The organism is Telmatospirillum sp. J64-1 (assembly GCF_006980715.1).
Taxonomy (GTDB): domain Bacteria; phylum Pseudomonadota; class Alphaproteobacteria; order Rhodospirillales; family Magnetospirillaceae; genus Oleiliquidispirillum; species Oleiliquidispirillum nitrogeniifigens.
In genome coordinates this window covers 1-21,253 of sequence record NZ_SBHN01000037.1, presented here as the reverse complement: position 1 = coordinate 21,253, position 21,253 = coordinate 1, and the positions used below count along the sequence as shown (strand labels likewise).

Genomic DNA, 21,253 nt, shown 5'->3' with positions numbered 1-21,253 from the left:
TCGGGCACCAAGCGCCCCTTGGCGTCTTTCATGTAGCCCTCGGGGATCTCGGGCAGGCTGTTCGTGATTTCGCTCATCATCTCTTTTCCTTCCTCACGGCGTTATGGATTTGCTGAGCAGCAGGCGCTCGGGGTGGGGGATTGGCGGGGGGGCAGTCGCGGGCCGGTGCGCATGCCATCCAAGGGCCTGCAATAGGCGGCGTAGCAGCATCATGCGGCGTCACCTCCGGTGGGCAGTCGCCGGGCGGTGCGGACGCCCTTGCGATGCAGGATGCTGGCGATTTCGATCACGTTGTCGGGCAGCTCGGCCTGAGTGATCCGTGCGCGGTCCGGCATGGCCACCGCCTCAAGGGCGCGGGCATCCTCGGCCCGGCTGCGCAGCAGCAGCGCTGCGTTGGTCACCAAGGCATCGCTCACGAGGCCTTTCTCCACGGCCTGGGCGAGGGTGCGGGATAGACTGTCGAGGTCGTTACTCAGCATGGCCTTCTTTTCCTTTCTGACTGTGCGGGCATCCGCCATGGCAAGAGCGATAGAGCCGCACCCGGACATGATTGGTGGCGGCAAACTTGCGGCGCTGATGCTCAAGGCACTCGTTGGTGGGAAGGTCGCCCAGCACAGGGCAATTCACCGTTGCTGCCATGAGGGCGCCGCGCACGGCCAGTTCGACCTTTGCGATATCGCCGGGATAGACGTTCTTGAGGACGTGGGAGACGACTGCGCCAGAATAACCGATCCGTTTGGCCGTTCTGGCCTGACTGGTGGCATCGCAATGCTCGGCTAGCACCTGTACCCATTGGGGTAATGCTTCGCCCCAGGCAACACGGGCGCGTTGGACGGCGGGGACGGATTCGCGGGTAGAGGTCATGTGCCCTCCTTGGCGGTCCACATGACCTTATTGAGATTGGGGTCGAACACAGATTTGACGCGCTGAACCATCGGCGCCTTCGGGCCGGTGTAGCGAGTGGCCAGGAAGCGGTAGATCGCCAGATGGCCGGGCCGGGCCTCTTGCCTGACGGCCAGATATCCCGCCTTGGCCAGATGCTTGCAGTAATCCTGAGCATCGATGGGCGCGACCGGACATTCCTCGGTCGACGCCTGGATGGCCAGATCCCTGTAGGTGAATTCCTTGATGATGCGGGCGGTTCGCCACATCTGCTCTCGCGCACGGCCTTGTTCGGCAAGGGTGCCGTCGCGGCGCGGGCGCGGCGCTTCGCTCTGCGGCTTGGCCAGGACATAGACCTTCGCCTGTCCCGTCTCGCCACCATCTGACGCGGCAACCTCCAGATACCCCGCCTTGACCAGACGGCGGATGTAGTCGCCCACCGTGGCGCGCAGGGCGTTGGTGCGCATCTCCACCTCGGTCAAGGTGAAGCCTCCCTGGGTCTTGTGCAGGTCGAGGATGATTGACCAATAGGCGTCAATGCCGCGCAACGTCTGGCCGGTCATTTCGGTCACCGGGCGGCGCGGCATCAGAAGACCCTCCGCTTCGGCGGTTCGCCGGTATGCAAAGCGCGGTCGCCCCACCAAGCGCGGTCGGCAAGGGCGATGCCGTCCGACAGCGCCTCGGTCCGTACCCGCTCCAGATTGATACAGACGCGCCGGGCCGAGCCGTGGGATGCCGCCAGGATCAGTTCCAGCAGGTCGTCGGCCACCTCAATCTGCTGGCAGTATAGGCCGCGCAGATGCCGGGCATCGCCGATATCCATGGGTTCGGCCTGGAAGCAGTCGAGGATGCGGCCATGGAACCGTTCCCATTGCCTGAGCTTGATGGGCAGCAGTTCCTCGCCGATCAGTAGGATTGGCGCATTGCAGCCCAGATAGATGTCACGCACGCCCTCAACCGCTTTCTTCTCGACGATGTGGTCCATCTCGTCGATGATCAGCGGCCGGCCGGACAAGATCAGCTCTTCGCAGATCTGGTCGGTCATGTCCGAGGCGTTCTTGGCCGGGACCTTGCCCATCTCGCGCAGGATGGCCTGCAACAGGGTCTTCTTGGTCCAGGAGCTTTTCGCCTCGACGTAATAAGCACGGAACTTGTTGGCGACATAGGCCGCCGCCATCGACTTCCCGAACCCGCTGGGGCCGGAGAAGGTCACCATCCCCGGCAGGTGTCGAGGCCGCTCGACTGCACATTTCATGGCCGCCATGGCGATGGCCACGTTGCGCAGCGGTGCGATGGTGTTGACAGGTGCAGCGATATGGGTCATGCAATTCCTCTTGATAAATTTTGTCGTTTCGGCCCGTGCGCAGTTGCCGCTGCGTGCGGGCTTTCTTCATCAGCCAGCGGCGTTCAGCGTCTTGTAGAACGCGCTGACCATCTCCCTGCGGTCACGTTCTGCACTCCAGTCCCGCGACTGGCGGAACAGGCGGTGGAATTGTTCATCCTCCCCGGCCAGCGTTTCGCCCGCCTGTGCGCGAGTCTCCAGCGCCAGCCAGCGGTCATATTTCTCCTCGGCGGTGGGCGGGCGGCGCTCCGCACGTTCCGCCTGGAAGTCGGCAATCAGCGCCGTCCGGGCGGCTTCCTCGGCAGCACGACGCGGCGCTGGCGCGGCGGGTAAGTCGGCTTTCACCGCTAGGGCCGCGCCCTCCAAGGCTGGTGTGGTGTAGGGGGCCGCCGCCTGAGGCAGGCGTACCAATTTGCCCGCCTTCTCGGCGGCCTTCGCCAGGATGTCCGAAACAAGTTCTTCGGGGCGGATGGCTTTCTGAGCTGCCTTCAGCTCCTTCATGCCTTCGCTCAACACCTTGGCCTGACGGGCCTTGCGAGCGGCAGATACTTCCGCACGGGACGCGCCGGTGCGTTCGGGGCAGCAGGCGCGGCAGATGAATTCACCATCCTCGCTAAAGACGAACACGTAGCCGAAATCGGCATCGTCGAAGAGAACCTTGACCCACTGACCTTCCCAACCGCCCAGAGCGGGATCGTCGTATCGTGCGTTGTCGATGCGAATACCATCCTTGGAAACCATGCGGCGGCCTTCGCCATCCGTGGGCATCAGCAGCACGTCCAGGGCGCGTGGATTCTCAATCCGTGTGATGGCGCCGCGATACTCCGACGCAACCTGCCATGGCGTCTTGCCGTTGAGGCCGCCATGCGGGCGGTGGGCATACAGGTCCTCGCACCAGCGGTCGCAGAATGCCTGCAATTCTTCGGGCGTCATGCGCAGCTCGACCAACTCGTCTTTACGCATCAGCCGATCAGCGAAGGACTTTCGCGCTTCGATATCCTTGCGCTCGGCTACGTTGTGGCCGACATAGCCGGGCAGCAGTTCGAGCAGGTCGTGGGAGAACGTGCGGAAAGCACGCTCGATATGTGGCTTGGCCTCTGGAGTGAAGGGCGGGCAGATATCCAGATCGATATGCAGGTCGTCATAAGCCATCCGCGCTCTGCGGCTGACATAGTCCGCACCGTTGTCGATCCGCAGGCGTGCCGGCTTGCCCCAAGCCAGGATGGCCCCGCGCAAGGCGCTCAAGACTGCGGCTGAGGAAGACTGACGGCTGACATGCAAACGCAGGCGGCGGGTATGGACATCAATGGTACCGATCAGCTTGTGGCGGGTGTTGTCGGCCAGCAGCAAGTCCCCCGGTGTGCTATCCATCTCCCACAGGGCGTTAGGAGCATTCACACCTTCTGATCGCGATCCACCAGCGGCCTTGAACTTGGATCGCCAAGCGTCTGGGTTGGTCAGCTTCAGGAACAATTGTTCGTTTTGCGTCTTCCACTCGGCCAGGAAGCGCTGCAATGTGCGCGAAGAAGGTAGGGCGCGGTCGGGAAAGCGGGCAACTAAGCCCTGCATGATGCGGGCTGCGTCGGAATGCGGCCATTCGGCCAGCATCCCCAGCACGAAGCTGCGCAGATCCTGGTCCGTGTCCAGGATACCGCTGCCCTTGCGGCTACCCCAGTGCGGAGCCAAGCCGGTCAGGCCGTGGGCGCGCCAGCGGTCTTCCCATTCTCGCAGGGTGTTCTTTGAGAATTTCCGGACCGCCTGATAGACCCAGGGTTCCACGGGGATTTCCCGCGCAGCCCAGGCGGCGCAGAAAGCCGGGCGGGCCTTGCGGTCTGCTTGTCCGACGGCAAGCCGGAAGGCATGATAGGCTCGTACCGCCGCCACACGGGCTTCGCACAATGTGCGGATATCCTCGGGCAGTTCCAGGATGCTGGTGGCAATCGGTTCTTTGACAGGTGTTAAACGCGCCTTTGAAGGCGTCTTGACCGGCGGCTCCACAACGCCTGTCGCCACGGCTTCGGCAGCCAGGGCACGGGCCAGAACCAGACGGGCGGCCTCAGGCAAGGCAGAGATGGGATACTCCCAGCCACCGCCCCGTCCTTCACGCTTCTGGCAGGGCCATTCCTCCCGCTTTGCGCGTCGGATCATGGCGCTTTCAGTTGAAGGCAGTTCAGGCAGCTTAGCAGCAGCCAGTTCGGCCGCCGTCATGTAGCGCTCAGTCATGTTTGCCCCCAAACAACGGGAGGGCCTCAACTAAGCGCTGTTGTTCGGCCGAGGCTTGCTGGATGAACAGCCACAACTGCCCCAATCGGGCGAACTGCAACTCTTGGCCCTCGACCAAACGGCACCCGCAGGCTTCGACCAGTCCGGCCAGTAGGACAGTGTTGCCCAGCGCCTGGCAAAAAGCCGGGACCAATTCAGCGGGGAAGCGGTTAAGGCGTGTGGCGCCGGTCCAGCTGTCGATCATCGGCTTGGTCACTTCGCGCCCGACCAGGGTAGTGACCATCGCCGCGATCTGCTCGCGGTCAAAGGGGCTGGCCTTGATCGCCCGATTCAGCAGATCCCGCATACGTTTGTCGTAGTCCAGGGCGCCGGGGGCAGGAGCCGGCATCTCGGGCACTTCGATCAGGTCTTCTTTCCGGCTGCCAAGCAGGTCCAGAAAGGCCATCTGGCGCGGGTCTTCCGCCCGTCTCCTCACCTTCTTCATGGTCATTGGTCCCTCCGTGGAGTGATGCTGAATGGAGGAAAAAGGACCGGACGCACGTTTTGCGCGCTGGTGCGCCCGGCCAAGTTAGGGAGAGAAAGGGCCGATCTGTGGCCCGAGGGGCGGCCGGGCGCCCGGCGCCGAAGCACCATGACGACCGGCCGCTTTTCCCCTAAGGTGAAAGTGAACAAACAACCCAGAGGGGAAAACAGCGTGGACGACGAAGAATTCGAGGAACGGCTTAGGCATTCACCTTTCATTTGCCAATCGCTGTACGACATTGTTGAAGGAAGCTCGCTGCTGCACATGCGCTTAGTGGAACTTCTTATTGCCAAAGACGTCGTGTCGATTGACGAAGTAAGGGACATGATATCAACCGCCGTTAGTGATGTGTCAGACCGATATGAGGCTGATTTCGTCAGGTTTACGGTTGATGCCTTTGCGAAAGAATTCGAGATATACGCCCAAGGAGATTTACACGTCTTGCAGCGTGAGCTTCTTCAGCGACGGAGAAAGAAACAAAGCGGTTCTTAATCCCAGGCGCTTCCGCCTTCTTGGTAGACGACGGAGGAATGAAAGGCAGAAGCTGCAGGGTGATGATCAGGGCCAACCAGTCATCACCCTGCATGCCCGCTTCGTCGGCCCAGATCAGGAAGGCGCCTTTGTAGTCTTCCGCTATGATCTGCTTTGAAACCGCCTGTGACAGACCAGTCGGTTCCAGGGTGCGCAGGGCTGCTTCCATGTTGGTCGAGCTAACATTCTTGATTGCTTCGCTCATGCCACCTCCTTGAAACCGGAAGATTTCTTCCGGTTTTTCTTTTCGGGTGTCGGGTCGAATACGCGGATGCCCAAGGCAGCGGCCAGCTGGAACAGGTTGGGGGCGCTCAGGTCCTTGTGACCGTTCTCGAAGTCGCGGTAGCTGCGCTCGGTCATGCCGATAATGGCGCCGGCTTGGGCCTGGGTGATCTTCTGTGCTTTGCGCGCCTTGTGGATGCGAGCCTGCAAGACCAGAAGGTCGCTTTTCCAGGGCGTGTTCATGCTTGAGGCGACCATGGTTATGCAGCCTCGCGGAGTTGCATATTGCTCTCCGGCTTTTGGCTGCTACGATTGGCCTTGGAGCGACGGGACTTAGGCGTGCCGTCGGGGTTGTAGCGGTCGGGCCAGATCGCCGAGGGATGCTTATCCAGCATCTTGGCGATACGTCTCTCGACCGCCGGCCACTGCTTCCGCAGGCAGACGCTGATGGCGGTGTAGTGGTAGCCCCAACGCTCGGACAGCTTTTCAAGCGAACCCTCGCGCTGGCGCAGGGCTGCCTTGATATCTTCCGGGTGCATGCCTTTGGCCGCTCGCTTCATCGGCTCTCCTAACCGGCCCTGGCAGGCCGGTTTTTTCGCGGTGTTCATGTTCAGGTTCTAGAATGAACATAGCCGCATAGTGCGAGCCGATCAACACTAAAGTTCGAACCCTGGGCGCGTCAGAGTTCGTTTTTCGCACTATAGGGCGTGGCTTCGAAGAAAATGGCGAAAGATCAAGAGCTTAACAAAACTCTGACATCAAACGGCACAGAGCCTGAGAATGTCAGAGATAATGCAGGAAACTCTGACAGTTTCCAGGAGCGGCTGAAAGCTCTCCAGGGTGCGATGTCTGTTAGCGAATTCGCACGAAAGTGCGGGATCGGTGAGAGTTTAATGAGGAAGTATCTGAGTGGGGCTCAACCAGGCTTAGACAAGGCCGCTCAGATCGCTGAGGTCTGCGATGTTTCTCTTGACTGGCTAGCTACAGGGAGGGGAGGACCGCAACGGTTGGAGGCTCGCATGACGGTGCAGCCGATTGGTTCGGTGCGACGTATTCCTGTTTACCAAGCCGTCCTGTCAATGGGGCATGGCAGCTTCAATGAAGAAAGCCCTGTCAATGAGTTCATTGACATCCCAGATGAATATATCCGCGTACACTTGAAGGCCTCTCCCACATCAGTTGTTGGTGTCCATATGCAGGGTGATAGCATGGAGCCAACTTTATTTGGTGGGGATATTGCTATCGTAGACTGCTCTGTAAACGATGCCGAAAAGGACGATGTTTACGCCTTTTGCTTTGACGGTGGATGTTACATTAAGCGTCTTCAGTGGGCAGGGCCCCGTCTCCTGGTCAATAGTGACAACCAGGCTTACAGCCCATGGCACATTGACAAGCAAGACATTAACCGGCTTACCATTATTGGAAGGGTAGCTGGTTCGATTCGCAAAACCTGAGTTCCGCCTTCCATTCCTACAGGAATGGGAGAGAGGTGTGAAAAAAACTTTTAATATCAACTTGTTGGCATGGTCTGGAACAAGCACCCCCTAAGGATGAATTTGTTCCAACTTCCTTGGAAGAAGTCGGAACTCTGAAGAGGTGCTGCCACATGCTGCAGACCAACTGGGCGTCATGGACCAAGTCGTCTGGTATGGGGGCTTGTTCGCTAAAGGCCGCTGGCTAGACATCAAGAGTGAGCGATCCAGAGTTAGGTGACGCTGATGTCCATTATGGCGTGCAGATGAACCTGGATCGCTCGGAGCCAACTGTCCCCGTCAAACCTCAGTATTCCTGCGCCATCCCGTCACATCCCGCCTAATCCCGGCATATCCCGCCTCGTTCCAACACTATCTGTCGGGTTACAAAATGATGGTCAGCAGAGAACTTAGCTTGTCTAGCGGAATAGGATCGGTCATGCGTCCAAGGGCGAGTTGGCCAAAACGCCATATGGGAGACAGCCCAATATTGATTGAGGTTAAAAGACGATCAACACCCCTTTCGTCGATCTCCACCGAACTCTGCAAGATAGGGAGCCACGGCCCAAGCACCGGGTCAGAAACGGCTTCGTCCAGCAATCTAGCTGTGCAGGCGGGGGACGCCTTTCCGGCCTGCGACAAAAAGCCACGTAAGGTTTGAACGTTTCGCCGATTTTCGGCCACCGTTGAGAGGCTTTCTCTCAGCGTTTTCCAAAGTTTTACCGGGTCATTCGTGCCTTCCGCGAGACCGAAGCCGAACCACCAGAGTCTGCCAGAGTCTTCATGAGAGAGTAGTTCTGGAAGGAGTGTTGATAGTACCCCCTCATCTTGTGCTACTGCGCGCCCAAGGTTTTTCGTTTTTTCTTCTGTTCGCTTGTACTGAACAGAAGGGTTGTCACTGTCGTTCCCTTCGCTGTCAGCTAGGTCAAGGGCGTCCCACTGTCGGCTGAGGGCATATGCCCGGACTTGGTGGGGTAAGTCCGGCGGGTTCAACCGTTCTTCGAGCGCGCGTAGCCGTTCCAGAAGCGGATCATTCATTGCCTCCGCGTCAAAGCGAATTGTCGTTCTGACGCTAATCCAGCCCTCAATCCACGGCTGTCGTGCTGCGATCTTCTCGACTACTTCTTCCAAGACCTCGCAAATATCCGCTCTCGTCCACAGGCCACGGAAATTCGACGCCAGCATCAGACAAAGACGGTCGCTGAATGGGCTGTCATTTTTGAGCAAGACCCCTATGTAATTAAGGGCAGACGAATACCAATTCTGCACTTCCTCTCTTGTTGCAGGCTGCCAGCCAAAGTTTCGAGGACGAGCTCCGAATTCGAAGGTGGTGGAGGAAGAGAAACGGCCTGTTTTTAGCATTATATCTAGAGCCAGAAGACCGCACTCTGAAAAATGCTGATTATTTCCACTTAAAAGAGTATAGATAAAAGCAATGCGCTGCGTTGCCCTTGCGTGGGTTCCGGATAGATAAATCTGAAACAAGCCACTAAATATGTCTCTCGTAGAGTTATGTTTTCTGTTCTCGGGTTCAGCATTTGCCAAGAGGGCGAGCAAGAACGCGGATCTATCGAATAATTCTTCTCCATAGGCCAGGGACTTGGCGAGTAAAGCTACATTGTAGCGGTGGGTATAATGCAGATCATTGACAATCGCGCTGTTTCCACTGTTTAGACCTCTCTCAAGGACCGAAAGGGTGGCTTCGGGAGAGACTGGAGCGACATTCCGAAGCATGTCCATGCCAAGCGGGGAGAGTTTGTTTATGTCTGCGAGAATCCCTTCTGGGCGCAGCCAGTCGTCAACAATCTTCTTCGCGATCTCGGAGTCGTGTAGATAACCGAGGCGGCGCGAAAATGACTTTATCAGCCGAGCGGGTGCCTTCTCGAGAAGGAGGGATGTAACGCGCTCAGGCCTTATATATTCTAAAGCTTGCCGCGCTAGCTTATTGGCTAGGGCATGCGGCAAGATGGCTCGCCATTGTCCTCTCTGCTGTAAGAGATCACGAGCCTTTAGCTCAGCGGCACGTCGATAGAGACTGTCAGCGGACATGTCAGCGAGTTCAGCAAGAAGCGGGAGCTCTGCGTTTTCTCCTGAGATCGTCTCGCTATCAAAGGAGTAGACAAGGGAGCAGATTTCCGCCACCAGTAGAAGTTGAGCATCCTCTGTTCGGCCTTGGTGAAATAAGCGGGTAAAAAGCTCACGGTCTGAAAGGTTAGAGACAGTGTCACCGTGCTTCACGGTCCGAGCTAAAACAAGGGCGACGCGAGCATTGCCACTGGAGAATTGAGTGATTCTCCTTCGGTTGACCTGCGAAATATGCGGCTCCCGGTGTGCAATCAGCTTTTCGATGACTTCGTCCGAAGCTGGCTCTAGCCTGAAAACCTCCGTATTCTCTGGAATATCTTCGCCAACGTCGTATTCAATGGTCAGGATGCTAACCATGCCAGCGGGGTTTCTGCAGGCCTTGGCAAGAGAGCGATGTGTCTCCGGTAAGCAGTTATCCACGATGACAATGGCGCGATTGCGAGTCTGGATGAGCTCCCGTATGACGTCCTGCGGCGAAGGCGTCGGACCATCGCTCATATCGGTGTAAATAACACGGGCCGGATTTAGCGCTTCTTTTCCAATTCGTTCATCAAAGAGGGCCTGAACGAGCCTTGTTTTCCCTAAACCAGATAAGCCGATCAGGCGAACGGCTGCAGACGGCTGGGAAAGCACTTCGCGGATACGCTGGATACCAACTTCGATTGTTAAGCTGCCTTCACGAGGAAATCTGCTGTCACGCAGGCGGCAATGCAAGTCGGTCAGGTACTCGCTATCCTCTGGTTCCGTGGGGGCCGACCAATTTCCATAAGGCTGCCAGCCTTTGAGCGGTTTCCCTATCTTCTTCCTTACCCATGAGACAATGCCGGGATGTAGATTAACCCAATGGGCAAGTCTTTCACGGTCGTAGAAATCGACATGGAGGTTTTCTGAACTGGCCATATCTGCGATAGCGTCTTTCATGGCCTTCCGCCTGTCTCGGAGGGCCTTGTCGGCCGTCGATCCAGAAGAACTCACAATAATGTACGCGCCCGCTTCATCGGCCAATTCTTGGATAACCGGGCGCAATGCCCCCTTTGGCCGCATCTCCTTTCGGATAGCGGCAGGCGGCATATCGGGTACCTTCACCTGGAACCCAGTGCTGCTCCGAGGGATGAAATCGGGCGATGGGGCGTCAGAAGTGAATTCTACTCGAACATCAAGGCCGCCATCGGGGGCATCCTGATGACCGCCTGCCGTCACGGCTGAGGCCGGCAAACCCTTACAGATAAGGTCAGCGATGCATAGCCGTGCGACCAGTTTGCGGAGGTCTGCATCGGAAAGCTGTGAGATATCGTCGCCAACAATGTCGAACATGGTGTGCCGAGGCTCAAAAATCTATGTCGAGAATAAAGAGTTTATCTTCTTTTACTCGGTAATAGTAGTGCGGGCACGAAAAGGCTGAGTGAGGGGTTGTGATTAAAATTCGGTATGTCCATTCCTCCAATCGACTGTGAACTCAATTACAGCCTCCGCACGGTTTCGCGTTCGACCAGATGGAAGTCCATGGCGCGCGGCGTGTCGGAGGGCTGCCGGTCGATTTCCGCCAGCAGGAGGGTGGCGGCGGCTTCGCCCATGCCGCGGAAGGGGAGGTGGACGGTGGTCAAAGGCGGGTCGACGAACTGGGCCATGACGGTGTCGCCGCAGCCGATGAGGGAGAGGTCGTCGGGGACGCGCAGGCCGGCGCGGCGGCATTCGATCATCACGCTGATCGCCAGGATGTCGCCGGTGCAGGCGATGGCGGTATAGGCGGGCCGTCGGGCCAGCAGGCGCCTGACGGCGGGGCGCGCGGTGGCGGCTTCGTAATCGGGAGTCTCGGCGATATCCTCGGGGCTTACCGCGATACCGTGATGACGCAGGCGTTCCACCGCGCCGCGCAGGCGTTCGGCGATGGGCCGGGTATTGCCGGTGGGGCCGGTCAGGATGGCGATCCGCCGATGCCCGGCTTCGACCAGGGCGTCGATGGCGGTCGCCATGGCCGCCGCATCCTGCATGGCCAGCGAGCGCACGCCCTCCGCCCCTACCGGATCGTCCTGGATGATTGTGGCGATCCCGCGGGAATGGACGAGCGGCAGCAATTCGTCGCGGTGATGCGAGCCGGTGAGGATGAGGCCGTCGACGCCCCGTTCGAGCATGGTGCGCGCCTGCGCCAGTTCCTTGTCCGGGTCGCGCTGAGAGCAGGCGATCAGCAGGCCGTAGCCGGCGGCCTGGAGCCTGGCCTCGATGCCTTCGATGGCCGGGGCGAAGACCGGATTGGCCATGGTCGGCACGATCAGCCCGACGGTCATCGAGCGCCGCTTGATCAAAGCGCGGGCGGCGTTGTTGGGGATATAGGAGAATTTCGCCAGCACCGCCTCGACGGCCTGCAGCTTGGCCGGGGCGACGAGGCCGGTGCGGTTGATCACCCGCGAGGCGGTGGCGACGGAGACGCCGGCGAGCCGGGCGATATCCTTGAGCGTCACCTCTGCGCCCGGCGGGAGATCGTCGGCAGTGGGGCCGGCGAGGTCATCAATCGTCACGGCCCCTCCATCGTCTCAAGCCTTTTCCTTGCGTTTTCCGGGCCACCGCCCCGCGCCACCGGGATCAGGCGACCTCTTCTTCCGCCTTGTATTTCTGCACCGTCCGGAAGCGCTGGACAAGATAGTCGCCGGACTTGATCGGCGCGTGGCGCGGCGGGTTGTCGGCCGAGCAGCAGGTCGGCAGGCAGGACACCGGGGCGTCGTAGTCGAGATTGTAGAACATCGGGATCGAATAGCGTTCCTTGCCGGTGCGGTTGACCACGCGGTGCGGGTTCGACACGTAGAGGTCGTTGGTCCAGCGCTGGAACAGGTCGCCGATATTGACCACCAGCGTGCCCTCGATATAAGGCGCAGCGATCCATTCCCCGTCGCGCTTGCGCAGTTCCAGGCCGCCGATGGGATCCTGGGCCAGCAGGGTGATCATGCCGTAATCGGTATGCGGCGCGACGCCGAAGGCGTTGTCGGGCGAGACGGCGGGCTGCGGCGGATAGTGGAACAGGCGCATCTGCACCATGGGCTTCTTGGTGTATTGCAGGAAGAAGCCTTCGTCGAGATCGAGCGCCTTGGCGATCAGCTTGAGCAGCCGCTCGCCCAGGGCCTTGGTCTGGTCGAAATAGGCTTCGCTGGCGTCCCGCAGCCAGGGCAGGTCGTCGGGCCATTGATTGGGAGCATGCAGCGGCAGGCCCGCCAGCACATCCGGATCGTCCGGCGGCAGGTCGACGCCGATCTCGTAGCTTTCCTTCAGGTCGGCGACATAGCCGGGATGCTGGTTGATGCCTTGGGGCATGAAGCCGCGGCGATGGATGGGGTGCATCAGATGGCCCTGGCGCACGTCCTCGGGCAGGGCAAAATAGCGGCGGGTGGCCTCGAAGACGTTGTTGAAAACGCTTTCATCCACGCCGTGGTTATAGACGTAGAAGAAGCCGATCTCCCGGCAGGCGCGATCCAGCTGTTTGGCGAGGTCGTCGATCGGGCCGCCATGGGTCAAGGGGGCAAGGTCGAGGACGGGAACCTCTTCCCGGCTGGCTGTGCGGACAGGGCTGATCATGGAAATCCCTTTCGGCTGAGAGAGAGGAATGACGGAGGGAGGCGGAATAATGGCGAAAGGCGGAAACCGGCGCCGGGTCAGGCGCCGGTGATCCGGTTCTTGTTGCTGTCGGCCCAGAACAGGACGCGGCGCTGGACGAACATCACGCAGAAATGCAGGCCGACGCCGATCAGCGACAGGATGATCAGGATCGCGAAGACGCCCGCCATGTCGAAGGTGAAGTTCTTCTGCAGGATGAGATAGCCCAACCCCGCCCTGGCGCCGACGAACTCCCCGACGATGGCGCCAATCACCGACAGCACGATGGCGATGTCCAGCCCGACGAAGATGAAGGGCAGGGCCTGGGGCAGCCGGGCCATGCGGAAGATCTGCCAGTTCGAGGCGGTGCAGGCGCGCAGCATGTCGAGCTGTTCGCGCGGCACCGATTGCAGGCCGACGATGGTGTTGGCGAGTACCGGGAAGAAGGCGATGGTGGCGGTGATGATGATCTTCGAGGACAGGCCGTAACCGAACCACACCACGATGATCGGCGCGATGGCGACCTTCGGGACGGTCTGGAAGGCGACGACGTAAGGATAGATGACGCGTTCCAGGAAGGCCGACTGCCCGATCAGGATGCCGAGGATGATGCCGATGCCGCCGCCCAGGGCGAAGCCGGACAGGATCTCGGTGACGGTCACGAGGAAGTGGGGCAGGAACAGGCCGGAGGCGATGCCGTCCCACAGGGAGACCAGCACCGCGCTGGGCGGCGGCAGGACGATGGCGGGAATGCCCAGCAGATGGACCAGTGCTTCCCAGAGGAAGAGCACGATAACGAGCAGGGAAGGGGAGACGAGGCGGCTTTCCTTCCAGCTGGCTTTTTTCTTCCCAGCGGGCAGGGCCGGGGCCGGGACGGTTGGGGGCGAAGCCTCGCGGGCGGCAATCTCGGTCATCAGTCCAGCGCTCCCCCGCTGTTGAAATGACGGCGGATGGCATCGACATGGCGGCCGAATTCCGGGGTGTTGAACATGGGCAGGGTCCGGGGCCGGGGCAGGTCGATATCGATGACCTCCGCGATCCGGCCGGGGCGCGGGGTCATGACCACCACCTTGTCGGCCAGGAAGACGGCTTCGGGAATGCTGTGGGTGACAAGCAGGACCGTCGTGCGCTTTTCCTGCCAGATGCGCAGGAGTTCGAGATTCATCGTCTCCCGCGTCATGGCGTCGAGGGCGCCGAAGGGTTCGTCCATCAGCAGGAAGGCAGGTTCGTTGATCAGGGCGCGGCAGATGCCCACGCGCTGCTGCATTCCGCCCGAAAGCTCGCCCGGATATTTGTTCTCGAAGCCGGAGAGGCCGACCATGGAGAGCAGGTCGCGGGCCCGTTCGCGGGACTGGGCGGGATCGAGCCCCTGGATCTCGGCCGGGACCAGGACATTGGCCAGGACGGTCCGCCAGGGCAGCAGGACCGGGGCCTGGAAGACGACGCCGAGTTCCTTGCTGGGGCCTTCCAGGTTGCGCCCGGCGATCTCGACGGTGCCGGAGCTGCGGTCGAGGATGCCCGCCAGGATCTTCAGCAGCGTGCTCTTCCCGCAGCCGCTCGGCCCGACGATGGTGACGAAGGCCCCGTCGGGGATGCTCAGCTGGATGTCGCTGAGGGCGTGGACATTGCCGTTGTCACGGGTGGGGTAGAGCTTTTCGAGATGGGAAATGCGGACGAGCGGCGAGGATTCCGTGGCCGGAGCCTGGGATAGGGCGCCCATCACCCGACCTCGCATGTCTGCGCCTTCGCCCGGATCTCCTCGGCGTCGAAATCGTTCACCCGCTGTTCGAAGTCGGGGATGGAGAGGAGATAATTCTGGGGTGGGATTTCGCCCTTGATGATCCCGGCCTCCTGGAGGAAGGCCTGCAGACGCTGGAAGCCGGCGGGATCGACCGCGCCCCAATGCGTGCCGCCATTCAGCTTGAAGCCGTCTTGCAGCGTGGCGAGCTGGGCGTTGATGTTGTTGAGGTCCCATTGCAGCAGCGTCGCTTCATCGGCGCCCGAGGGCTTGGTTTCGGGATAGCGTTCCCAGTGCAGCTTCACCGCGCATTCGGGATTTTCCAGCGCATAGACCGTGGCCTTGGCGATGCCCTTGGCGATGGCGACCACCATGTCGGGATCGGAATCCGCCTTGGCCTGCATGACGGACAGGGAGTAATCGGGATACTGGCGCCAATCGGGGGGGATGATCTCGCGCAGTTCGAGCCCGGCATTCTCGAAGCCCGCCGTCGCCGAGGCCCAGTAGAGAAGGGCGTCGACCTGACCCCGGCGCAACGCCTGAACCGGCGCCGCGCCCAGCCCCAGCGGGATCATCGAGATGTCGCTGTCGGGATTCAGGCCGTTTTCCGTCAGATAGCTCTTCATCAAGGGAATGCCGCCCGTCGCCAGGCTGAAGACGCCGATCGTCTTGCCCTTCAGGTCGGCGGGGCCCTGGATGTCGGACTCGGCGGGAACGGCGATCGACCAGTCGACGACGCCATTGGCCATGGCGACGCGGACGGGAAGGTTGTTGGTGACGTTCGACTGGACGATCACACTGGCATTGACCTGCGCGAAATCCGCGTTGCCGGCGACCATCTGCTGGACGGCCTGCAGCGAGGCGCCCACCGGCTCGACGGCGACCTTATAGCCTTCGCTCTCCCAATAGCCGAGGGTGAGGGGGAGGGTCAGCATCGGATAGCCGACATTCAGGACGGAGGTGCCGACCGCGATGGTCACGGGTTTCAGGTCCTGGGCCTGAGCCTGGGGGGCTATCAGGACCGTGCCGGTGGCAAGAAGGGCGGAAAGGGCTGCGGATTTCGTGAGAGACATTCCTGCAAAGACCTTCTTCTAGGGGAGCGGACGCCCGAATGGTCCAGAGCTTGCAAACGTTTTCAGAGGCGAGGCGAAAGGTTTGCGATTCGTATGAAAACAGTTTGAGCAAGGGCTGTGCCAAAGCCGGGAGGAGCCGGAGAGGAAGGAAAAAGGAATGAAGAATCAAAGAGCTGCTTCCTCGGCACCGGAAGGCTGGAAAGCCGCTTCGGGCCGGGAGGCTTTGTCGGAAATGCGACAATTTGCCTAATAAAAAGGCTCTTGTGACCAATGATTGCTCAATGCGCAGAAAATGCGGGGCCTGCGGGACCTCAGGAGAAAAAACAGATGATCGATATCCTTGCCTTGCCCAAGGCCGAACTTCACATGCATATCGAGGGCTCGCTGGAACCGGCGATGCTGCTGGAACTCGCCGCGCGGAATGGCGTGGCCATTCCCTTCGCGACCCAGGCGGAGGTCGAGGCGGCCTGTGAGTTCCAGAACCTCCAGACATTCCTGGACCTTTATTATGCCGGCCTGACGGTGATGTGCGGGCGCGAGGATTTCACCGATGTCACCTATGCCTATCTCAGGAAGGCGCATGAGGATGCGGTGAAGCATGCCGAAATGTTCATCAGTCCGCAGGCCCATCTGCGGCGCGGCATCACCTTTCCGACGATGATGGACGGCATCCTGGAGGCGATGGAGGCCGCCAGGCAGGATTTCGGCATCACCTCGGGCCTGATCCTGGGCTTGCAGCGCCAGTTCCCCGAGGCCGAGGGCTTCGAAGTGCTGGAGCAGGCGCGGGCCTATGAGGACCGGGTGGTGGGCCTGGGGCTGGGCGGTCCCGAGCTGGGCAATCCTCCCAGCAAGTTCGAGCGTGTCTTCGCCGCCGCGCGGGCGCGCGGCTGGAAGACGATGGCCCATGCCGGGGAAGAGGGCGGGGCGGATTATGTGCGCGAGGCCGTCGAGATCCTGAAGGTCGATCGCATCGATCACGGCGTCCGCTGCGAGGATGACGACGATCTGGTGCATCTGCTGGCAGAGCGGCAAATTCCGCTGACGGTCTGCCCGCTATCCAATGTCCGGCTGAAGGTGTTCCAGGACATGGCCGAGCATAATATCGCGCGCCTGTTGCGGGCGGGTCTCGCCGTGACCGCCAATTCCGACGATCCGCCTTATTTCGGCGGCTATGTGAACGACAATTACGTCGCTTGCCGCGAGGCCCTGGATCTGACCGATGCGGAACTGGTCCAACTGGCGAAGAACAGCTTCACCGCCTCCTTCCTGCCGCAGGAGGAAATCGCACGCCATCTCCGCTCCATCGATGCCGCGATCGCCGGGGCCGCCGCCGGGGAATGAGCATGAAGGCAGCGGCGCCCTACCGGCTTTATGAAACGGCACCTTCCGGCAATTGCTGGAAGGTGCGGCTTTGCCTCGCGGAACTGGGTCTTCCCCATGAGCGGGTGACGCTGGACCTGACGGACCGCGAGCGGCTGGCCGGGCTGTCGCGGCATCGGCGGGTACCGGTCCTGATCGCCGCCGACGGCAGGCCCATCGTCGAATCGGCGGCGATCCTGGTCTATCTGGCGCGTGGTTCGTCTCTCTTGCCCGAGACGCCCTCGCTTCAGGCGGAAATCCTGTCCTGGCTGTTCTGGGAGCAGGCGGATCTGTCGAAACCGCTGGCGCTTCCCCGCTTCTTCCGGCGGATGGGATGGGAGCAGGCGCGGGCGGCGGAGATCGCCGCCCTGCGTCAGGAGGGCGCGCGTCATCTCTCCTTCCTGGAGAACTGGCTGGCCGGGCGGCCTTACCTGACGGGCGCGGAGTACACGCTTGCGGACCTGGCTTGCCACGTCTATGTGCATCTGGCGCCGGAAGGCGGCCAGGATCTCTCGGCTTATCCGGCGGTCGGCGCATGGCTGGACCGCATCCGGGCGCGTCCGGCTTGGCAGCCTCTCTGACCGGCGCACCGGGGTGGGGACCGGCGGAGGTCGCTCATGGCTTGATCTCCCGCCGGGAGCGCTCTAGAACAGGTTAGGCTGACAACATGGCAGGTTCTGGAGGAGAAGCGGATGGCTGAGCTCAAATTGCAGCCGCGGAAAAGAGAGCGGTTGGGAGACCAGCTCTACGGGCAGATCCTCGAACAGATCGTTTCCGGCGCCTTGAAGGAAGGGCAGCGCCTTCCGTCGGAGAAGGAAATTTGTCAGTCCTTTCAGGTATCGCGGCCGGTGGTGCGCGAGGCCTTGATGCGGCTTCAGGCCGACGGCCTGGTGGTGTCGCGCCAAGGGGCGGGATCCTTCGTGCAGCGCCGTCCGCCCGAGGGTCTGATCCGCTTCGCCGATGCGTCCGACGTGGCCGGCCTGCTGCGTTGCGTGGAAATCCGCCTCGCCCTGGAGGGGGAGGCGGCGGCCCTGGCGGCGCAGCGCCGCACGCCGCAGCAACTGGCGGCCATCCAGGCGGCCATGGAAGATTTCGTGGTGCAGTTCAAGGCGGGCAATGCGCCGAACCGGGCCGATCTCGCCTTTCACCGCGCCATCGCCGATGCCAGTGGCAACCAGATGTTCGGTCTGATGCTCGACAGCATTCACAAGATCGTCGAGGGGGCGATGGCTGTTGCCCTCAACCTCACCCGCGAAGGGTCGGAAGAAAGGGCCAAGCGGGTCTTCGAAGAGCATCGCGCTATCTATGACGCCATCGCCGCCGGGGATTCCGAGGCGGCGCGGCTGGCGATGCGCCTGCATCTCGGCCGGGCGCGCCAGCGCGTCACCGACCACCAGCGGGATAAGTGAGGGGACCGGCACCCGCCTGAACGGGTGCCGGTGGGGAGGCGGTTCAGCCGGAGAACTGATAGGCGGTCTTGATGGTGGTGTAGAACTCCACCGCATGACGGCCTTGTTCGCGCGGGCCGTAGCTCGAGGCTTTGCGCCCGCCGAAGGGCACATGATAGTCCACCCCCGCCGTGGGCAGGTTGACCATCACCATGCCCGCCTGGGCGTGGCGCTTGAAATGGCTGGCCAGCTTCAGCGAAGTGGTGCAGATGCCGGCGGCGAGGCCGAATTCGGTGTCGTTGGCCAGGGCCAGGGCCTCGTCGTAATCCTTGGCGCGGATGACGCTGGCGACCGGGCCGAAGATTTCCTCGCGATTGATGCGCATGGAGGCGGTGGTCTCGGTGAACAGCGCGGGCGAGAGGAAGTAGCCTTCGGTCTCGCGGCTCAGTCTCTCGCCGCCGGTCACCAGGCGGGCGCCTTCTTCCTGGCCGATGCGGAGATAGCGCAGGTCCTGGTCCAGCTGCTCTTGCGAGACGACCGGGCCGATGGCGGTGCCGGGCTTCAGGGCATGGTCGACGGTCAGGCCCTTCATGCGCTCGACCAAAGCGGCGACGAAACGGTCGTGGATGCCCTCGGTGACGATCAGGCGCGACGAGGCGGTGCAGCGCTGGCCGGTCGAGAAGAAGGCACCGTTGGCGGCGGCCTCGACGGCAATCTTGAGGTCGGCATCGTCCAGCACCACCAGGGGGTTCTTGCCGCCCATTTCCAGCTGGATCTTCTTGCCGGTTTCCACGGCCTTGGCGGCGACCCGCCTGCCCGTGGCGACGGAGCCGGTGAAGCTGATCGCATGGACGCCCGGCGAGGAGGTCAGGACCTCGCCCAGGACGCGGCCATGGCCCATCAGCAGGGAGAAGACGCCGGGCGGCAGGCCCGCATCGACCAGGATGCGCGCCAGTTCCCAGGCGCAGCCGGGAACCAGTTCGGCGGGTTTCAGGATCACGCAATTGCCATAGGCCAGGGCGGGGGCGATCTTCCAGGCGGGAATGGCGATGGGGAAGTTCCACGGGGTGATCAGCCCGATCACGCCCACCGGCTCCCGCCGGATTTCGATCTCCACATCCGGGCGGACAGAGGCCAGCTTCTCGCCCGCGATGCGCAGGGCCTCGCCGGCGAAGAACTTGAAGATCTGCCCGGCGCGGACGACTTCGCCGATGGCCTCGGGCAGGGTCTTGCCTTCCTCCCGCGCCAGCAAGCGGCCCAGTTCTTCCTTGCGGGCCAGGATGGTGGTGCCGGCGGCGTCCAGGATGTCGGCGCGTTGCTGCGGCGTGGTCGAGGCCCAGGCGGGGAAGGCGCGATTGGCGGCGGCGATGGCCTGATGGGCCTGGTCGGCATCGGCCAGCGCGTAATCCCCGATCTTATCGGACAGGTCGGAGGGGTTGATGTTCTGGAACAGCTCGCCGCTGCTCACCCATTCGCCGTCGATGAGATTGGCCAGAGGGCGGGAAGAGGCGGTTTGGTCATTGGATGAATGCATGACGTCTTGCCTTGGCTCGGGTGGACGCTAAGGCCGTCAGCCTCTTCCGCCCTTGACAATTTGTCAAACAAATATGCAGGTTACGAAGGGAGCTTTCCGGAGCCTTCCCTTGGGATGCCCGAACCCCTTGTGGAAATATGGAACTCGGTTCCATATGATGGTGCAGGTTCCTTGATGTCGGGGACCTGATGACTGAAGGATAAGGGATGTCGGTAGAGACGACGCGCCAGGGCGCGGCAGCCCTCAAGAAAGGGCTGCATGTATTCGATCTGATCGCGGATGCCGAAAAGCCGCCGCGTTTCGTGGATCTGGTGGCTCAAAGCGGCCTGCCCAAATCGACCTTGCACCGTTTGCTGCAGACCCTGATGGACCATGGCCTGGTGCAGCTGAACCAGGAGACCCACACCTATTCCGTGGGCCTGCGCACCCTCGACGTGGCACGGCGTTTCTGGGAAGGGATGGATCTGCGGCAGATCGCCGCCGCCGAGATCGCCCATCTGGCGGAAGTGACCGGCGAAACGGTCCATCTGGGGGTGCGGGACGGCACGGAAGTCGTCTATATCGACAAGGTGGACAGCCAGGAAAGCATCCGCATGTTCTCGCGCATCGGACGGCGCGGCCCCCTGCATTGCACCGGGGTCGGCAAGGTGCTTCTGGCCTTTGCCGATCGGGCGGAATGCGAGGCGCTGATTCCGCAGTTGCCCATGACCCATTTCACTCCCAACACCTTCACCGATCCCCGGCTTTTCCGCCGCGAATTGCAGGAGATCCGTGCCCGTGGCTATGCCTACGACCTTGAGGAACATGAATTGGGGGTGCGCTGCCTGTCCGCGCCGGTTTTCGACCATCGCCGCCGGGTGGCTGCCAGTATCAGCGTGACGGCCCCGATTTTCCGCATGGACATGGACCGCCTCGCGGCCCTGGCCCCGGTCGTCGTGGAGACGGCGCACCGTATCACCCGTGCCATGGGCGGAGCCCCGCCGGAAGCGGGCGCCTGAGAGAGTGATGTCTCGGGGCTCTGCCTCGGAGGCGTTTGGTCCAGAACAATCCCTTGAGACTCCATAGGCTCCGCCCTGACCCCGGAACTTTGATGCCTTTGGCCCGTCTCGCCCTTCGAGACGCCGCTGCGCGGCTCCTCAGGGCGAGGCTAATTTCCTTATGCTATTTCAATAACATAAATCTCATGCTGGAGACCTTTGCACGGAAGGCATGATTGTGATTCGATAGCGGCCTGTTCGATCAGCAGGAGAGGCCGTCATGGCACGCAAGCGGATTGGTCAGTTAGGCTGGGCCGATGCG

The 21,253-nt window shown here is 61.5% G+C and carries 21 protein-coding genes and 1 pseudogene; 6 read left to right on the top strand and 16 right to left on the bottom strand.

Going from position 1 to position 21,253, the window contains the following annotated elements; all coding sequences use genetic code 11:
- Positions 1-209: 209 nt before the first annotated feature.
- From EPD66_RS22595 to EPD66_RS22555, 9 genes are all read right to left on the bottom strand, one after another.
- Positions 210-479 carry a hypothetical protein gene (locus tag EPD66_RS22595; RefSeq protein WP_142850832.1) on the bottom strand — a complete coding sequence of 90 codons (270 nt, stop codon included), beginning with the start codon at positions 477-479 and terminating at the stop codon, positions 210-212.
- Positions 469-864 carry a transcriptional regulator gene (locus EPD66_RS22590; RefSeq protein ID WP_142850831.1) on the bottom strand — a complete coding sequence of 132 codons (396 nt, stop codon included), beginning with the start codon at positions 862-864 and terminating at the stop codon, positions 469-471. The genes EPD66_RS22595 and EPD66_RS22590 overlap by 11 nt, the downstream gene beginning before the upstream one ends.
- A complete protein-coding gene (locus EPD66_RS22585; RefSeq protein WP_142850830.1) occupies positions 861-1,469 on the bottom strand; it encodes a hypothetical protein in 609 nt (202 codons plus the stop codon). Before EPD66_RS22585 ends, EPD66_RS22590 begins: the two co-directional genes overlap by 4 nt.
- Positions 1,469-2,206 (bottom strand): AAA family ATPase, encoded by a 738-nt coding sequence (locus EPD66_RS22580; protein ID WP_142850829.1) that lies wholly within the window; start codon positions 2,204-2,206, stop codon positions 1,469-1,471. The genes EPD66_RS22585 and EPD66_RS22580 overlap by 1 nt, the downstream gene beginning before the upstream one ends.
- A 69-nt stretch (positions 2,207-2,275) precedes the next feature.
- A complete protein-coding gene (locus EPD66_RS22575) occupies positions 2,276-4,447 on the bottom strand; it encodes a Mu transposase C-terminal domain-containing protein (RefSeq protein WP_142850828.1) in 2,172 nt (723 codons plus the stop codon).
- Positions 4,440-4,937 (bottom strand): hypothetical protein, encoded by a 498-nt coding sequence (locus EPD66_RS22570; protein ID WP_142850827.1) that lies wholly within the window; start codon positions 4,935-4,937, stop codon positions 4,440-4,442. Before EPD66_RS22570 ends, EPD66_RS22575 begins: the two co-directional genes overlap by 8 nt.
- A 415-nt stretch (positions 4,938-5,352) precedes the next feature.
- Positions 5,353-5,706, bottom strand: a complete 354-nt coding sequence (locus tag EPD66_RS22565) for a hypothetical protein (RefSeq protein ID WP_142850826.1) — start codon at positions 5,704-5,706, stop codon at positions 5,353-5,355.
- Positions 5,703-5,966 carry a helix-turn-helix transcriptional regulator gene (locus EPD66_RS22560; RefSeq protein WP_142850825.1) on the bottom strand — a complete coding sequence of 88 codons (264 nt, stop codon included), beginning with the start codon at positions 5,964-5,966 and terminating at the stop codon, positions 5,703-5,705. Before EPD66_RS22560 ends, EPD66_RS22565 begins: the two co-directional genes overlap by 4 nt.
- 17 nt (positions 5,967-5,983) lie before the next feature.
- Complete coding sequence (locus tag EPD66_RS22555; protein WP_142850824.1) at positions 5,984-6,331, bottom strand: helix-turn-helix domain-containing protein; 348 nt, start codon at positions 6,329-6,331, stop codon at positions 5,984-5,986.
- A gap of 114 nt (positions 6,332-6,445) precedes the next feature.
- Here EPD66_RS22555 and EPD66_RS24860 point away from each other — a divergent pair.
- Positions 6,446-6,715: pseudogene (locus EPD66_RS24860) on the top strand (helix-turn-helix domain-containing protein); the annotation flags it as partial.
- A 27-nt stretch (positions 6,716-6,742) separates the two neighbouring features.
- Positions 6,743-7,177: a S24 family peptidase gene (locus EPD66_RS24715; RefSeq protein ID WP_255448617.1), complete on the top strand. Its 435-nt coding sequence runs from the start codon at positions 6,743-6,745 to the stop codon at positions 7,175-7,177.
- Between the two features lie 402 nt (positions 7,178-7,579).
- Here EPD66_RS24715 and EPD66_RS22545 read toward each other — a convergent pair whose 3' ends face one another.
- From EPD66_RS22545 to EPD66_RS22520, 6 genes are all read right to left on the bottom strand, one after another.
- The gene (locus EPD66_RS22545) at positions 7,580-10,594 is read right to left on the bottom strand and encodes a hypothetical protein (RefSeq protein ID WP_142850822.1); all 3,015 of its coding nucleotides are present in this window, start codon (positions 10,592-10,594) and stop codon (positions 7,580-7,582) included.
- Between the two features lie 146 nt (positions 10,595-10,740).
- Complete coding sequence (locus EPD66_RS22540; protein ID WP_142850821.1) at positions 10,741-11,796, bottom strand: LacI family DNA-binding transcriptional regulator; 1,056 nt, start codon at positions 11,794-11,796, stop codon at positions 10,741-10,743.
- 64 nt (positions 11,797-11,860) lie between these two features.
- Positions 11,861-12,844 carry an isopenicillin N synthase family oxygenase gene (locus EPD66_RS22535; protein ID WP_142850820.1) on the bottom strand — a complete coding sequence of 328 codons (984 nt, stop codon included), beginning with the start codon at positions 12,842-12,844 and terminating at the stop codon, positions 11,861-11,863.
- Between the two features lie 77 nt (positions 12,845-12,921).
- Positions 12,922-13,776 carry an ABC transporter permease gene (locus tag EPD66_RS22530; protein WP_142850819.1) on the bottom strand — a complete coding sequence of 285 codons (855 nt, stop codon included), beginning with the start codon at positions 13,774-13,776 and terminating at the stop codon, positions 12,922-12,924.
- Entirely contained in the window at positions 13,776-14,582 is an 807-nt protein-coding gene (locus EPD66_RS22525; protein WP_142850833.1) for an ABC transporter ATP-binding protein, read from the bottom strand. The genes EPD66_RS22530 and EPD66_RS22525 overlap by 1 nt, the downstream gene beginning before the upstream one ends.
- Positions 14,582-15,673, bottom strand: coding sequence for an ABC transporter substrate-binding protein (locus tag EPD66_RS22520; protein WP_142850818.1), 1,092 nt, complete (start codon positions 15,671-15,673; stop codon positions 14,582-14,584). Before EPD66_RS22520 ends, EPD66_RS22525 begins: the two co-directional genes overlap by 1 nt.
- 327 nt (positions 15,674-16,000) lie before the next feature.
- On the opposite strand from EPD66_RS22520, the gene EPD66_RS22515 reads away from it, so the two are divergent.
- The 3 genes from EPD66_RS22515 to EPD66_RS22505 all read left to right on the top strand — a co-directional run bounded on the left by EPD66_RS22515 (position 16,001) and on the right by EPD66_RS22505 (position 18,441).
- Positions 16,001-17,014: an adenosine deaminase gene (locus EPD66_RS22515; protein WP_142850817.1), complete on the top strand. Its 1,014-nt coding sequence runs from the start codon at positions 16,001-16,003 to the stop codon at positions 17,012-17,014.
- 2 nt (positions 17,015-17,016) lie between these two features.
- On the top strand, positions 17,017-17,613 hold the full coding sequence (locus tag EPD66_RS22510) for a glutathione S-transferase family protein (protein WP_221931082.1): 597 nt from the start codon (positions 17,017-17,019) through the stop codon (positions 17,611-17,613).
- A gap of 111 nt (positions 17,614-17,724) precedes the next feature.
- A complete protein-coding gene (locus EPD66_RS22505; RefSeq protein WP_142850815.1) occupies positions 17,725-18,441 on the top strand; it encodes a FadR/GntR family transcriptional regulator in 717 nt (238 codons plus the stop codon).
- Positions 18,442-18,484: 43 nt separating this feature from the next.
- On the opposite strand, the gene EPD66_RS22500 is transcribed toward EPD66_RS22505, so the two are convergent.
- Positions 18,485-19,954 carry an aldehyde dehydrogenase family protein gene (locus tag EPD66_RS22500; protein WP_142850814.1) on the bottom strand — a complete coding sequence of 490 codons (1,470 nt, stop codon included), beginning with the start codon at positions 19,952-19,954 and terminating at the stop codon, positions 18,485-18,487.
- 206 nt (positions 19,955-20,160) lie between these two features.
- On the opposite strand from EPD66_RS22500, the gene EPD66_RS22495 reads away from it, so the two are divergent.
- On the top strand, positions 20,161-20,952 hold the full coding sequence (locus EPD66_RS22495) for an IclR family transcriptional regulator (protein WP_142850813.1): 792 nt from the start codon (positions 20,161-20,163) through the stop codon (positions 20,950-20,952).
- The last annotated feature ends 301 nt before the right edge of the window (positions 20,953-21,253 follow it).